The organism is Olavius algarvensis spirochete endosymbiont (genome assembly GCA_900608495.1).
Lineage (GTDB): Bacteria > Spirochaetota > Spirochaetia > DSM-2461 > DSM-2461 > UBA2779.
This window is the reverse complement of record UWYT01000194.1, coordinates 23,438-38,514: the sequence shown is the minus strand read 5'-3', so window position 1 is coordinate 38,514 and position 15,077 is coordinate 23,438. Positions and strand designations below refer to the sequence as shown.

Here is a 15,077-nt window from a genome sequence, read left to right as displayed (position 1 = left end):
GATGGGAGAACACAAAAACGGTGGCACACGCCCTGAAGCCTTGCTCATCATTTTTCTTATCGTTTCTATATTGACAGTTGTTTTCTCAGTCGCTCTGCGTGAACGTTCGGAAAGAGGGGAGTGGAATGGCCGTATTATATGGGGAGTACAGCGTTTCATTGGGAAACTGACTTATCAAGTGAGAGACCTGTTTGGAACGATTAAAAGATTGGGAGAGATTAGACAGCAATATGAGATTGCTTTGGATAAGCTCAGTGAGTATCAAGGTTTTGAACGAAGTGTGATTGAACTAAGGCGAGAAAACGAGGAACTCAAACGACAGCTAGGTTATTCCGGTAGTATAGAGTACAGCAATACCCCGGCCAGAATAATCGCAAGAGATCCCTCAAATCTTTTTTCCTCCATCACAATTGATAAGGGGACCTCTGATGGAATAAAAGCCGGAGCTACCGTTACAGCATTTCAAGATGGATTTTTCGGGCTGCTCGGAAAAATAGTACGCGTTGGAAAAAAATCATCTCAAGTGCGTCCGCTTATCGACCCCGACCACTATGTGGCAGGACTGTTGCAAAAAAGCAGAATTCAAGGTCTAGTCGAAGGTTTGGGTAACGAAGACGGCGAACTTAAGATGAGCTATGTCCATAAATCTGCCGTGGAATTAATAAATGTCAACGATCTTGTGGTGACTTCGGGATTCAAATCACTTTATCAACGAGGAATTGTCATTGGCCGGGTTAAGGAAATACGTTCGAGGGAGTATGCAACATCCCTTGAGCTTACAATTTCCCCAGTAATCAATGTAACCCGAGTCGAATATGTATTCGTTTCGAAAAATGTTCAATGACGATACGGGTACTTGTAACGAGTTTTCTTGCATGTGGTTTTGCCATATTTCAGTCAACGACTTTGAGTAAACTAGTCCCTTCCAACGTTTTCCCGGATATCGCAATGATGATACTTGTGACATTGGCGATGCGTTATGGGCCTATTCCCGGGGAATTTTCCGGATTCTTAGTTGGACTCAGTATTGATACTATAAGTCTCGCTCCTCTCGGATTTCACGCCTTTATCTTTGTTTTGATAGGTTATCTATCAGGTAAGCTTAGAAGTTATCTCTCCTCTAATCTGATTCTTGTGTCTATTGTGGCTATAACGCTGGCTACGCTTGTTAAATATGTCTCTGCAATATTGCTTTCATTTTTTTTCGGGCTCAATCTGGGTTTGATGCGTTATTTTTCATTGCTCACAATTTGGGAACTTCTGGCAAATATTGTACTGGCGCCATTGATCTTTTTTGCGATATTTTCGATATACGACAGTGTTGATCGACACAAGGAGCACACAATTGAATGATCGTTGAGGATAGAAAAATATCTGGTTTGAAAGTTAAACTACTTGTACTTGGAGTGGTAGTTCTTTCCATTTTTCTGATATTCACAATATACCTTTTTAATCTGCAAATAGTGGAAAACCTGTTTTGGGAGAGTAGAGCAAAAAAGGTTTCAAGCAGGTCTGAACCATTGCCGGCACAACGAGGTTCAATCTGGGATAGAAATCTGGATATGCCCTTGGCATTGAATACCGATTCATTTGCAATCAATGTTGTCCCAGCCGAAATTTCCCCTTCAAATCCAAGAGACCTTGCTCATTCCCTTTCGTCAGTTCTCAGTCTTCAAACCGAAGAAATCCTCGATAAGATTCCCTCGAACTGGACCACCTCGTGGAATCGAATTGAGCTGAAAGGCGGCGTCTCCTATGAAGTAGTCGTAAAAATTGCGGAAGCCAGTGAAAGATATCCAGGCGTTCATTGGTCTAGCAAGCCTTATCGCTGGTATAATAGCGTAGGTTCTATCTCTCATGTCCTTGGATATGTTGGGAGTATCACGGTTGAGGAACTTCAAATCCTTTATAACGAGGGTTATGCTAACACTTCCAGCCTGGGCAAAACAGGAATCGAAAAAACCTATGACACCCTCCTAAGGGGTAGCGACGGACAAATATTCCGAACTGTTGATGCTAAGGGGAGAAGCCTAAGTGCAGTTGAAGGAACTTCTTTGCCAACGAATGGATTTGATGTAGTTCTCACTATCGACAGACATATTCAGGAACTTGCGGAGAAGGCGCTCGGTCCACGAAAAGGTTCTCTTATCGTTTTGAAGCCTTCAACAGGAGAGATTTTGGCCCTGGTCTCATATCCGTCTTTTGATCCGAATAAATTTACTGACAAGGGACCTGTTGATTTCAAGAATCTAAGTCTCAATGCTGATTCTCCTTTTCTCAATCGAGCTATTCAATCGAACTATTCACCTGCATCTACTTTCAAAATCATAATGGCAGCGGCTATTCTCGGGGAAAAAGTTGTAAATCCAAATATGGAAGTTAATTGTCGCGGCAGAATGGTTTTGGGGAATCGACAGTTTTATTGCCATAAACAAAGTGGACATGGCAGTGTCAACCTTCGTAAGGCTTTGGAGCAGTCTTGCAATATATATTTTGGTACTGTGGGAGTGAAATATATAGGAATCGATACAATATCGCGATATGCAAGAGAATTTGGTTTGGGATCATTAACCAGCATAGGACTTGATGGCGAGGTTGAAGGGTTAGTACCGGATAAAGGATGGAAGGAAGAGAGATTTCATTTACCCTGGACAGGAGGAGATACTCTAAATGCAAGCGTCGGCCAAGGCTTTTTGAGTGTTACTCCGCTCCAAATGGCCAATGTAATGGCTGCCATAGCCAACAATGGCACGATATATCGTCCACATCTAGTTAAGGAGATTCGGAAACCAGGTTTGGGTTTTGCGGCTGGGGCGATTCAAGAAAAAATAGAACCAGAAGTTTTGAGAACAATTGATCTGCTTGATCTACAAGATTATTTATTCCTGCAAGATGCACTGCGAGGTGTGGTTACGAGGGGAACTGGGTACTGGGCCATCAATACTGATTCTGTTGCCATTGCTGGCAAAACAGGCACAGGAGAAATCGGCTACAATGACAGATGGCACGATTGGTTCGTCGCATATGGACCATATCGATCTGGTAATCCCGAGGAGCAAATCGTTGTAGTTGCAATGGCCGAGGCAAGTGAAATTGCATATGATTGGTGGGCCCCCAAGGCTACCGATATTGTCTTCGAAGGAATGTTTGCTAAACGTACCTACGAAGAGGTAATAGCCGAGTGGCGGAGAAGAAAAGTCTGGTGGAGTTGGGATAATAAGGAACTGCCACAACCCGGCATACCCTATGTGGTTGAAAGTGTCATTGAAGGCTGATAGTAGATTTGAACGCGGTGAAGTCTTCTGCAATTGCGAAACTGGACGTTGTATTATTTTTCTCGGTAATCAGTCTGCAGGTTCTCGGTGTTGCGTTCATATATTCGAGTGGCATAACTTCAAGCGGTAATCAGGTTTCATCGGAGTGGATTAAACAAATAATTTGGTCTTCATCGGGATTGATACTGATGGCTGTTTTTGCCCTAGTTAATTATAGGTTCTGGCGACATTGGGCGATTCCCATATATGCTGGAACCACTCTCGTTCTTATTCTTGTACTGATATTTGGAGACTATATCAAGGGTGCAAGGGCCTGGATTGGCATTGGAGGCGTAGGAATACAGCCATCGGAATTCGCTAAGCTCTCTTTGATAATAATGCTTGCCTGGTGGTTTGAAGAACGGGCAGATGTCAAAAATAAGCTGTTTTCCTGGGTGGGTGCAATAATACTGTTGCTTATTCCAGTTTCACTTATACTCATCCAACCAGATTTTGGTACGGCCATTGTATACTTCCCAATTCTTCTTGCTATGGCCTTCGCTGCCAATGTTGGATTGCGCCTAATCATGTTCCCTGTGATTATTGGAATTCTTGTTGGTATGGGAGTATTAGGCTATGCATGGAGCGAGCATATATCCGAAGTTCCCAGCGGTTTTTTCCTCCTGTTCAAGGAAATGAGATTAATCAGAATTGCACTCCCGTCTTTGCTTGGACTCACTATTTCCATTTTCTTGGGGTGGCTTTTATTCAGGCGAAAATTTTATCTCAAATTGTTATACAGTTTCAGCATCGCAACCATTTCATATTCTGTCATTGCTGGAGCTGCAAGGGTTATTCGTGAGTATCAACTGATGCGGCTCGTGGTATTCTTGAATCCTCAAATAGATCCTCAAGGGGCCGGTTGGAATACCATTCAATCTCTCACCGCCATTGGTTCGGGGGGAATATCGGGAAAGGGATTTCTTAGAGGCACACAGTCTCATTACAGATACTTGCCCGAACAAAGTACCGATTTCATATTTTCCATTATTGCCGAGGAACTAGGTTTTATTGGAAGCTTGCTGGTTTTCACTCTCTATTCGATAGTGATAATAAGAAACCTTCAAATAGCCTATGCCGCTCAGGACAGATTTGGAGCATATATCGCGATTGGGATAGCTGCAATGTTCAGCTATCATATAGTGCAGAACATTGGAATGGCTATAGGTCTTTTGCCCATTACTGGCATACCACTTTTTTTCCTTTCTTACGGCGGATCAGCATCATGGACAGCATTTATATCGGTGGGTTTACTCTTATCAATTCATTATCGGCGAAATGAAATATAGAGATGGTAAGAGAGTATTGAAGTAGACAGAATATACATTATCGGCAGTATCGCGTGATTGGAAACCATCTACCAGTTTCCCGGAATCTCTCTGAGCTTGATGAAAAGACTTGAAAACAGCCAGGCTCCCAAAAAACCCGGGAGAATACTCAGAATGAATTTCATTCCCAAACCGATGCGTGTGATGAGAATGATGCCGAACAATCCGCCTAAAGAAGCACCCACAAGTCCAATAAGCCAAGTCACCCAGAACAGCCTTTTACTAATAAAACTGTTCTTAGACCACTTGATGATTAGTACTGAGATAAATGAGCAAGCCATGTAGGAACAAAACAGAATTATTTCCAGCATAACAAAAACTTCTAAACAAAATGCCTAAGGTTAGAGTTCACGGTTTTTATCGTGAAGGTCTGGATAGCCGACTTCTCCCACGTATACGGGTTTGCTGGTGATAGGTTTGAGACTACCCGGGATTCTACCATAAGAATACACAGCAAAACCAATTCTAAGGGTTTTACCCGGCATAATACCAACTGATGTCCCGTCCGGCAAAGTCTTTGGGCGACGGAGGAAATAAGGAATCCCGCAGCGTTCAATATCCTCTATTTTCCAGCCGGGTTGGTATCCCAGTAGATTATATCCTCTTCTAAGATCGCCGTCATGATATCCATCGGGATCATCGACATCGTATTCCCAGTCATTAACGAACGATCTAAACTTATTGCCCGGGTTAGTTTCAGTATTCTCGCTTCCATCTCTTGGATCAATGAAGCCCCGCGCCAAGACTTTTACTCCGTTGTTCACTGGGTAATCATAGCCAATAACTGGTTGTTTCCTTCTGTCGGCATTCGTGGCTCCGCTGGGATTGAAAGCAATATAAACAGCTTCTTGACTTCCATCATGCCCAATATAGTACTCTTCAAATTCTGATTTACCATATTCGCCCAATTTCAAGAAACCACGCTCTCTCAGAATAGCATCCCCGGGTTGCATTTCATTATTGGTTCCGATATAGGAATTCTCATCAAAATCTCTCTCATCATTTCTAATATCTGGATCTGCGAGGCTGTAATAGATCTTATAGAATATGGCATAGCCGATTATATTTGTGTCGTTATCCGGAAAGGCAAACGCTATCACTGTTGGAGGAAGTTCCGGTTGTTCTGGATCATCAGATGCATGTACTCTGCTAAGCTTCTGGGGTTGCTCAAGCAAAGCTACTTGCGGCAATCCACAACCTACTACGATTTGCATCAAAATCAAGCAGATAATCATGCAAAAAATGTCGTACCCCGGGTATTCTTCGACTGGGATAGCATGCATAGCGAACCTATGTTTCACGCGAGCAGATTTCAGACTACCTATACTCCTTTCAGTTCGCCCTCATAGTCAACAAGCTCAAAGATTGTGACTGGCTTATTCCTACCCTTAACACGTATATCATCTAATTCCCTCACAACAAACCTGTCATCATTGCTGCTAATCAGCTTATATACATCTTCGCTGATAATTATAGTAGTTCGATATTCCTTATTTACCCCTTCCAAACGACTTGCCAGATTAACTGAATCTCCCATGGCGGTGTAGTTTTTTCTACCTTCGCTGCCCATATACGAAACCATCAGTGACTCGTTTCTCTTAGATCCCGGATTGATTCCAATACCTATATTGACGGCATTTCCGTACTTCTCTTTGAATATCGGGTTGAATTTGCTAAGAATTCTCACCTGGGCAATGGCGGATTTGCAGGCTCTAAGAGCATGATCCTCCTGAGCTTTGGGTGCGCCCCAAAAAGCCATAATGGCATCACCAATGTACTTGTCCAATGTTCCGCCATACGCATTCACTATGTTGTCAGTCATCAATGTCAAGTATTCATTCAGAAAATCAACTAGCTGCTGCGCAGCTAGTCGCTCGGACAAATTTGAAAACCCTCTGATATCTGTGAACATAACAGTTCCATTGACATAGTCGCCACCCAATTCCGGCGGTGCAACAACCAATTCATCAACCAGTTCCGCAGCTATGAATTGCCCAAAAACACTTTTTATCTGGCGTTTATCTCTTTCAGCCATCAAGCCCCTGAAGATAACAACAGCAATAAAAGTGATAAACACGGCGGTTGTAGGTGTGACCCAATCTATCAGAAGTCCAAGACTGTCGAAAAGAACAGTTACTGCAAGAAAGGATATAATCAGATACCCTATCAGAAATGCTATCGACCAGCCTATGCCCTTCATGCGCGATATAAGAAATGCAAACAGCATTGTCAAAACAAGTAATATCAAAGCGTTAACTTGCTTTGGTAATTGATAAATGAAATTGTTCATGATTATGGTATTAAGCGCATTAGCATGCATTTCAACTCCAAACATCAAACCCATCGGTGTTGGTTTTTCATCATCGGCCATGCCTATCGTAAATGCACCAACCATGACTATTTTTCCCCCCAGACCGTTTGTGTTGGGCCAGTTCTCTGTATTGAGATCGGGGGCATTACTCGCAAATCTAGCGTAGCTGCGAACCGGGAATGTTTGGTGTTCCCCGGGATTCGTTGATGATTTACCACCCATGAAATTGATCATCATGTTTCCAGATTCATCAATTGGTATCTGCAAGCCGTTTACAGATTTTTTGGAAAACTCGTACTGAACCCACTTACCGGAAGCAGTATCCCATCTCATAGGAGAAGGGATAAGTATGTGCGATCCATATACAACTTCCAAGTCGTCAAAAGTTTTATTGAAGTATTTCAACGCAAGTGTCAGAGTTATCGCTGGTATGAAGTGATCTTCATAGGATCGTATGTAATAGGTTCCTTCGTCAGCACCACCTGTTCTCCTCTTCAAGCCTTGACGCGAAATATCTCTACGGAGGTTTTCAATTTTCTCTGTGGTCAGCGGCAAGTCTACCGTCTCAATAATTCCGTCCATATTTTCCCAAGCGATATGTCCCCGCTCTTGAATTCCAAGTTCTGTGTCAATAGTTAGGGTATCTAATGGAATTTCCTTCGCTAAAACGCTATATCTGGAAACCAATTGCTGTCGCCGATAAACCTCATCATCATCCGCTCCATAGGAAGCATGCCCAAATGTGCTTATCGCTTCACCATAAGGTCTAAGTGGTGACTCAATACCATAATTTGCATTAACCTTCGACAAGTCACCCTGAATGTTTTTAATCTCACCATGCTCCTCTATCAGAACTTGGAATCGATTTATTAATTCCTCTCTGTTTGTTGTCGCTATTTCAACTTTCGCATGCAAAGTTTGAAGAGCAACTCTGTTATTGCTCTTTATTGATTCCAAGAAAATGACATCCTCAAAAGCCCTTTCAGAAATTTCGTTGAATAGAAAGTCCAAGAGAACTACCGATTCTCGCTGTTCCTGTTGCTTAATCCGTGTAAATGAATTTAAAAGATCGGCATGGATGCGTCTAGGAAAAGGCCATCTTCCGAACTGTTCCAGGGTTCTATTATCAACCCCGATTACGACGATATCGTTGGATAGCTTTGCGGATTTTATTTCATCCGTAAATCCCGCCCCACGTTCTTGAACCTGCCAAGTGTTTTTTAGTTTGAAATGCAGATCCATTAACTGTATTTCCAGGTTTTTGAATCCCTCAAGAATGATGCCTATAAACATGAAAACAAGGAAAACAAGCAAACCTATAACTAGTCCGAAAACATTGGGAGAAAAAAAAGCTCGTTTTAGATTACTATTACCCATGCTAACCCCCTGGGCATAAAACTAATTATCCAATCCCTTTCTAAAATCTGCATCAAAAACGGCTTTCAATTATTAAAATACGGGTTTTGGATAAGTCCGTCCACCGACTATTAGGAAACTTAGCTGCCAGTTCGTAGTAGTGCTTCAGCGCTTCTTCAGTGTCACCACCATAAGTTTCCGCCACTCTTCCAAGATTGAATAGAGCCTCGGGTACGTCAGGTGATACTTCGGTGTAATTCTCGACCAAACGCGTCCAGAAACGAATAGCGTCATTAATCGAGCCTAATTCTTCCTTAGCCGCGCCTGCATTATACAGGCTTACAGGCGCCAAATAGCTGTTTTTCCATTTTTCAGCCACCGATTCGAATGCCAAGGCTGCATCCTCCCATTTTTCGTACTCTAATGCCATAAGACCACGGGTAAACAGTGCCCTTTGAGCCGCAAAGTATTTCGGGTACTTATCAAGTGCCTCTGCTATTAATTCCTCAAGTTCGCCAGCTTCCCGCTCTTCGGGATTATCCTGCAGCCACTCAGTGTATGCGTCCTGGATATCTTCAGTCAGTATTTCGGACTTCTCCTCCTTGCTCTCCAACACGAAATCTAAAATCAAAATTCCTGCCATTATCACTGCCAGGATTATAAAAAACAGTGTTGTGAACTTCCAATTCCTGGATAGAAAAGCACCCACACGTCCTTCAGAGCCCTGGTTGCTGTGTTCATTATTCACTTAGGTTCATCTCCGTTTAAATATCGATATTCAATTCTTTTATTATGCGCGACAAGTACGTTCTTTGGATTCCCAGTGTGTTTGCGGCAATCGTTCTGTTTCCGTCGTGTTCTTCCAGAACTTCTCGAATGAAATTCCTCTTGAAAAGCTTCATCGCACTTTTCAGATTTCTTTCGACGTATTCAACCGCATTACTTTCTTTGTTTGGTAAAGCAAGTTCGTTTAGCGTGATTTTTTCTTTCCCCTTCCCCATTATAACAGCTCGTTCAAGAGAGTTCTGCAACTCTCTGATGTTCCCAGGCCAGCGATATAGAAGCAATGCGCTCATGGCCTCTGTGCTTAAACTAGTTGGAGCATCATCATTATTGGTACTATGCTTCTTTAGAAAATGTTCCGCCAGAACTGTTATATCATCTAGACGTCCCCGCAATGGAGGAAGTGCTATTTGCAGTACTGCAAGCCTATAGTATAAATCCTGCCTGAATTTACCAAGTCGGACGCAGTCTTCCAGCTTTCGGTTAGTAGCTGCTATCACTCGAACATCACTTTCCAGCTCGATTTCATCGCCAACGCGCTGAAATCGGCCATCTTGAAGAATTCGGAGAAGCTTGCCCTGTGCGCTAAGTGTGAGCTCAGTTACTTCATCGAGAAAAAGTGTACCCAGATTGGCTCTTTCAAAATAGCCAGTTCTGTCCCTTATTGCATCCGTGAATGATCCTTTGGCATGGCCGAATAGTTCTGATTCAATTAGATGATCTGGAATTGCGGCACAATTCACACTGACGAACTGATTGTTGCTGCGTTTCGATTTCCGATATATTCTCCTGGCCAATAACTCCTTACCAGTACCGCTTTCACCTGAGATCAGTACTGGGAAATCGGAAGACGCAATTTTTTCTGCCTGATCAAGGACTTTTTTGATTATCTCACTCTTCCAAACCATCTTGTACTCTTGCTTCTGTGTTGAGATTAGTTTCTCGCTTAGATCCATTTTCTCTGCAGCCAGGCTAGCGATTGCAAGGGATCGAAGTGAATAGAATTTCATAAAAAACCACACTCATCGCTATAAAGTCAAAACCACCGGCAAGCTTCGGTGACGAGAAAACTTCACCCACGATTTTCTATGAATCCTGTTTGTCTTCAAGCATATCAGCAAGCGTATAAGAATCCTCACCTTCTTCCTTGTTGTTCATATATTTCGATATTTCAGCCTGTTCTTCACGATATCGCAGCTCTCGTATGGATAGGGAGAGCTTCTGTTTATTCGGGTTTATTTCATTCACAATCGCCCGCAATTTGTCTCCAATTTTGTACGTGGCAAGTTTCTCATCCGGATTCTCTCCTTTTGACTCTATAAGATTGTTCTTATGAATAAGTCCTTCAATCCCCCCTGCGACTTTGACAAATATACCAAAATCTGTCTTATAGGTGATTTCGCCTTCCACTATTGAGCTCTGCGGAAACTCATCGCTAAACTTCATCCAGGGATTTTCTTCGAGTTGTTTTACACCTACTCGTATTTTCCGTTCTTCGGAATCAATATCTATAACCACAGCATCGATGGGTTCATTCTCAGTTAAAACAGTGTTGACATTGCGAATTTTTCTTGCCCACGATAAATCGTCCACATGAAGAAAAGCATCGATACCTTCTTCAAGCTCGACAAAGGCTCCCATATTGGTCGTCTTCTTGACAATCCATCTTCCCTTGGTACCTAACGCATATTTGATTGCAATATCATCCCATGCGTTGGGGAGCACTTGTTTCAATCCAAGTGATATACGTCCCTGGGGTATGTCATAACCGAGAATCATGGCTTCACATTCATCGCCAACTCGCAATAAATCCTTGGGATGTTTTACACGTTTCACCCATGATAGCTCCGAAATATGGGCAAGTCCTTCAATACCTTCTTCTATTTCGATAAATGCCCCAAAATCGGTAAGTCTAGTTATTCGACCCTTGATTATTTGATTGACGTGGTATTTCTCTTCAAATGTCGACCATGGATCGAGTTGAAAATGTTTCAAAGACAGATTAATCTTCTTTCCTTCGGGGTCGAGGCGAATCACTTTCAACTCAATTTTCTGTCCTTTCTTGACATAATCCTTTGGTCGAGTAACATGTCCCCAGCTCATATCATTCATGTGGAGCAGGCCATCAAAACCGCCCAAATCCACAAAGGTTCCAAAAGATGTGAAGTTCTTTATGCATCCCTCGACGGTATCGCCTATTGAAACCGTGTTGAAAAACTCCGTTCTGTTTTTTTCGATCAATCTTTCGAGATAGAGTCGCCTAGTCAAAACTATGTTAATCTTTTTCTCGCTGTATAGCCTATCGATTATGAACAGAGATTCGAGTCCAACATATTTCTCTGGATCGTTCACTCTCTGCACATCCATTTTGCTGATAGGGCAAAATGCTCGAGCCCCATGGCCCAAGTCGACTTCAAAACCTCCCTTGACCGTTTTGGTTACCTTGCCATTAACAGGCTCTCCCGAATTGAAGGCTTCGCGGAGAGACTTCCAAAAAACCTTCATATCGGCTTTTTTTTTAGAAATAATTACCTCGCCATGGCGTCCTTCACGTTTAATCAAGACAGTAACCACAGTATCGCCAATGGAAGGAACTTCACGGAACTCTTCTACGAGAACCTTCCCTTCAGATTTTAACCCAAGATCCAGATAGACATATTCGCTGTCTACTTGGATGACTTTTCCCTTAATCAACCCCCCTTCCTCCAGCTGATCAAGGGTTTTTAGATACGATTCCTGCAGCTGGTTCTGATTACTCTCCTGCGCGAAGGCATCCGGCTCGGGCATATTCACTCCTGGGGATTTTGACATAATAGATGGGCATCGACCAATCCTCTAACTCTCTCACAAACCTTTTCAAAAGTCAAGTCGGAGCTGTCTATCACCACAGCATCTTCTGCAATCTTGAGAGATCCTTCAATTTTGTTTTTATCACGTCTATCCCGTTCCTGCAATGATAGTTCGAGCTCTTCGATACTCTGATTACTGGTACTCTGATTAAAACGACGCCGAACACGCACATGCAGGGCTGCTTCAAGATATATTTTTAAATCGGCATTGGGAAAGACAACAGTTGCCATATCTCTACCTTCAGCAACAAGATTTGTCGATTTTGAGATGTCTCGAAGCTGTTGATTCACTATGCGACGAACTGGCACTATAGACGAGACGATTGACGACCAACTGTCTATAAGACCAGTTCTTAAGAGTCTATCTATGTTCTCACCATCAAGATTTATGCTATCACCACTGAGCTCGATTATGGCGCTTTCAGCTGTCGATATCACTTCCGGTGTGTTTCCAATATCCAAACCTGTTTTATGAATTTTTACAGCTATCGCCCGGTAAAATGCTCCCGAATTCAAATTTAGAAACCCAAAGGACTTTGCAATCCATCTTGCCAGGCTGCTTTTACCCACGCCAGCGGGGCCGTCAATCGCCACTACCATCATTTTCTCCATTTAGAATGCGCGGCTTCACCCTGCATGCGCGCATATTTCATCAGGGCCTTAATTTCGTTTACTTTCAAATAACGAAAATGTCCAGAGGGAATGCCTGCAATTTTGACTGGCCCGATTCGAATTCTATGTATTTTCTTAACGCTCACCGACTCAGACGAGAAGACTCTGTGCAATTCACGGTTTTTGCCTTCAATTAATACTATTCTTGCGCTTCTTGGTCCAACTTTTTTCGCAAGTACGGCATTATACCGTATTCCATCTATTACTACTCCCCTGCTGAAACGCTCCATTAAATTATCTGGTATAAGACTTCTTGTGATTACATGGTATTCTTTTTCGATCTGACTGGATGGATGTGTAAGAACTCTTGAAAAATCTCCATCGTTGGCGAAGAATAGGAGCCCGCTTGTCATGTAATCAAGTCTTCCGACATGAAAGATCCTCTCTTTTATCACCACATCGATTAGATCTTTCGCCAAGGGTCTGCCCTCAGGATCAAAGTCAGAGCACAGATAGCCTGAAGGTTTGTGCAGGGCAATATAAACCTTTCTTTTTTCGTCTTTTACCAGGCGTCCGTCAAATCGAACGACGTCATCAGGAGTGACTTTGAAGCCCAGCTTTGTAACAAACTGCCCATTGACGCTAACTCTGCCTTCAGCAATGATTTCTTCGCACTTGCGACGTGAAGCTATTCCTGCCCGAGCCAGCCTGAGTTGTAGTCGAATGGATTCAGGGGTTTCCATTTACGGAAAACTTCTTGTCATCAATCTCGTCAAGTTTTGGAAGCTCAGAGATGCTTCCCAGGTTGAACCGTCTTAGGAATCCTTTTGTTGTCCCATACAGTGCCGGCCTACCTGGTGTATCTTGACGCCTGATTTCCTTGATCAGATTTTTATCTCTTAAGGCACGAATCACACCATCAGCTCCAACTCCCCGTATAGTCTCAATTTCCGATCTTGCTATTGGCTGGGAATACGCAATAATTGACAGAGTTTCCAGCGCGGCCCGGGTTAAGGAATCACTTCTCTCCTTTCCATAATGGCCTTTGAGAATTTGCCACAGGAATTCTTTGGGTGCAAAGACCCATCCATTTGGAAATCTCACAAGTCGGACTCCATGAACGTCCGTATTGTAGTGGGTTTCCAGGATTTTTAGGCTTTCGATTACCTCACCGCTGCTCAAACCTGTGATACAGGATATTTTCTCCTCATCAATTGGTTCGTTCTCCAGCGACAACACCACCTCAATTAGTGCGCAGTTTTCATTCATAGCCTTAGTTCAATCCCAGACTTCTACCAGTCTTATTTGTTCGAAGCTATAATACGAACATTTTCGAATGGTCCATTCTGGAGCACATTTATCATCCCTATTTTAGTCAATTCCAGAACCGCAAGAAAAGCGCTTATTACTTCCATCAAAGAACTGGTGTTGTTGCAAATATCGTAGAAATCAAACTCATTTTTCATTTCAAGAAATTCACTAATAAGAGTAATTTTTTCGTTTATCGAAACTTCTTCCCAAATACTGATTGCAGCCTCACTTCCAAGACTCTTCGTTAGTTGACTGAAGGTTTTCAGAAGATCCAGGATATCCATTTCTTCCCACGATTCTTCCTCAACTGGGAAAAATGAAGCCACTTGAATTCGTTTACTTCTAATAATCCTGCCAAATTGAACCTCCCTGCTAGATAGTAAATACGTCAGTCTCCGGAATTTCTCGTATTCTATCAGGCTTCTAACAAGTTCTTCCCGTGGATCATCTAAATCGTCCTCAAGATCAATATCAATGGGAAGTAGCATTTTCGATTTGATATTGAGAAGTGTAGCGGCCATTAGATAGAAATCCGAAATCTCATCTAGATTGGGTTTGGAACTGTGTTTTAAATAGGCAAGATACTGCTCGGTTATCTCTGCAACAGGAATATCGTATATACTGAGCTCATTTTTTCGGATAAGAAACAGAAGCAAGTCAAGTGGACCTTCAAAGCGGTCCAACTGATATCTCGGTAATCTGTCGACGGAGTCGGTATCAATATCGACGCTCACCTTGTGTACAGTTCAACCTTTTGTTCAGAGAGTTTTTCGGCTTTAATACTCCATGGAACGCCATCTCCTGGATCGACAAGATCTGGATTGAGATCCAACAGCGGCTTTAGTGCAAATAATCGCATGTGCATGGACTCATGTGGCACCGTCAAGTAACTATTTGAGTCAATTTCGTAAGTCGCACAAATGCTTTCATAAACAAGGATATCAATATCTATTGTACGTGGTCCTTTCTCAGTAATTCGTTTTCTTCCAATTGTCTGCTCGATTGTTTGGGTTTTATTCAGGAGTTCTTTCGGTGTGAGGACAGTTTCACCTCTGACAACGGTATTTAAAAAATTAGATTGATTGAGGTAGTCTATCGGAATTGTGTCGTATATCGGAGCAATTTGCATATCGGCAAGAATTCCACTGAGTTTTTCTATTGCTGATTCAATGTATGCTAGCCTGTCGCCAATGTTGGAACCCAAACCCAGCCA

The 15,077-nt window shown here is 42.6% G+C and carries 15 protein-coding genes; 4 read left to right on the top strand and 11 right to left on the bottom strand.

Annotated features, from left to right (window positions below; translation table 11 throughout):
* Position 1: 1 nt before the first annotated feature.
* The 4 genes from mreC to rodA are packed head-to-tail and all read left to right on the top strand — an operon-like array spanning position 2 to position 4,603.
* The gene (mreC, locus tag S1OALGB6SA_RS05790) at positions 2 to 844 is read left to right on the top strand and encodes a rod shape-determining protein MreC (RefSeq protein ID WP_052079952.1); all 843 of its coding nucleotides are present in this window, start codon (positions 2 to 4) and stop codon (positions 842 to 844) included.
* The gene (gene mreD, locus S1OALGB6SA_RS05785; protein WP_037561584.1) at positions 841 to 1,353 is read left to right on the top strand and encodes a rod shape-determining protein MreD; all 513 of its coding nucleotides are present in this window, start codon (positions 841 to 843) and stop codon (positions 1,351 to 1,353) included. Before mreC ends, mreD begins: the two co-directional genes overlap by 4 nt.
* Entirely contained in the window at positions 1,350 to 3,275 is a 1,926-nt protein-coding gene (mrdA, locus tag S1OALGB6SA_RS05780; RefSeq protein WP_077067543.1) for a penicillin-binding protein 2, read from the top strand. Before mreD ends, mrdA begins: the two co-directional genes overlap by 4 nt.
* A gap of 17 nt (positions 3,276 to 3,292) precedes the next feature.
* Positions 3,293 to 4,603 (top strand): rod shape-determining protein RodA, encoded by a 1,311-nt coding sequence (rodA, locus tag S1OALGB6SA_RS05775; RefSeq protein WP_037561598.1) that lies wholly within the window; start codon positions 3,293 to 3,295, stop codon positions 4,601 to 4,603.
* Positions 4,604 to 4,671: 68 nt separating this feature from the next.
* On the opposite strand, the gene S1OALGB6SA_RS05770 is transcribed toward rodA, so the two are convergent.
* From S1OALGB6SA_RS05770 to folK, 11 genes are all read right to left on the bottom strand, one after another.
* Positions 4,672 to 4,953 (bottom strand): hypothetical protein, encoded by a 282-nt coding sequence (locus tag S1OALGB6SA_RS05770; protein ID WP_037561582.1) that lies wholly within the window; start codon positions 4,951 to 4,953, stop codon positions 4,672 to 4,674.
* A 30-nt stretch (positions 4,954 to 4,983) separates the two neighbouring features.
* Complete coding sequence (locus S1OALGB6SA_RS05765; RefSeq protein WP_124032842.1) at positions 4,984 to 5,832, bottom strand: hypothetical protein; 849 nt, start codon at positions 5,830 to 5,832, stop codon at positions 4,984 to 4,986.
* Positions 5,833 to 5,963: 131 nt separating this feature from the next.
* Positions 5,964 to 8,330, bottom strand: coding sequence for an adenylate/guanylate cyclase domain-containing protein (locus tag S1OALGB6SA_RS05760; RefSeq protein ID WP_124032841.1), 2,367 nt, complete (start codon positions 8,328 to 8,330; stop codon positions 5,964 to 5,966).
* A gap of 52 nt (positions 8,331 to 8,382) precedes the next feature.
* Entirely contained in the window at positions 8,383 to 9,057 is a 675-nt protein-coding gene (locus tag S1OALGB6SA_RS05755; protein ID WP_124032840.1) for a tetratricopeptide repeat protein, read from the bottom strand.
* Between the two features lie 16 nt (positions 9,058 to 9,073).
* Positions 9,074 to 10,102 carry a sigma-54 interaction domain-containing protein gene (locus S1OALGB6SA_RS05750; protein ID WP_124032839.1) on the bottom strand — a complete coding sequence of 343 codons (1,029 nt, stop codon included), beginning with the start codon at positions 10,100 to 10,102 and terminating at the stop codon, positions 9,074 to 9,076.
* A 76-nt stretch (positions 10,103 to 10,178) separates the two neighbouring features.
* Positions 10,179 to 11,879, bottom strand: coding sequence for a S1 RNA-binding domain-containing protein (locus S1OALGB6SA_RS05745; RefSeq protein ID WP_230204445.1), 1,701 nt, complete (start codon positions 11,877 to 11,879; stop codon positions 10,179 to 10,181).
* 2 nt (positions 11,880 to 11,881) lie between these two features.
* Entirely contained in the window at positions 11,882 to 12,544 is a 663-nt protein-coding gene (cmk, locus tag S1OALGB6SA_RS10630) for a (d)CMP kinase (RefSeq protein ID WP_230204444.1), read from the bottom strand.
* A complete protein-coding gene (locus S1OALGB6SA_RS05740; protein ID WP_037562887.1) occupies positions 12,541 to 13,296 on the bottom strand; it encodes a pseudouridine synthase in 756 nt (251 codons plus the stop codon). Before S1OALGB6SA_RS05740 ends, cmk begins: the two co-directional genes overlap by 4 nt.
* Complete coding sequence (scpB, locus tag S1OALGB6SA_RS05735) at positions 13,283 to 13,822, bottom strand: SMC-Scp complex subunit ScpB (protein WP_037562885.1); 540 nt, start codon at positions 13,820 to 13,822, stop codon at positions 13,283 to 13,285. The genes S1OALGB6SA_RS05740 and scpB overlap by 14 nt, the downstream gene beginning before the upstream one ends.
* A 32-nt stretch (positions 13,823 to 13,854) precedes the next feature.
* Complete coding sequence (locus tag S1OALGB6SA_RS05730; protein WP_052080121.1) at positions 13,855 to 14,598, bottom strand: segregation and condensation protein A; 744 nt, start codon at positions 14,596 to 14,598, stop codon at positions 13,855 to 13,857.
* Complete coding sequence (gene folK / locus S1OALGB6SA_RS05725) at positions 14,595 to 15,068, bottom strand: 2-amino-4-hydroxy-6-hydroxymethyldihydropteridine diphosphokinase (RefSeq protein ID WP_230204443.1); 474 nt, start codon at positions 15,066 to 15,068, stop codon at positions 14,595 to 14,597. Before folK ends, S1OALGB6SA_RS05730 begins: the two co-directional genes overlap by 4 nt.
* Positions 15,069 to 15,077 lie beyond the last annotated feature (9 nt).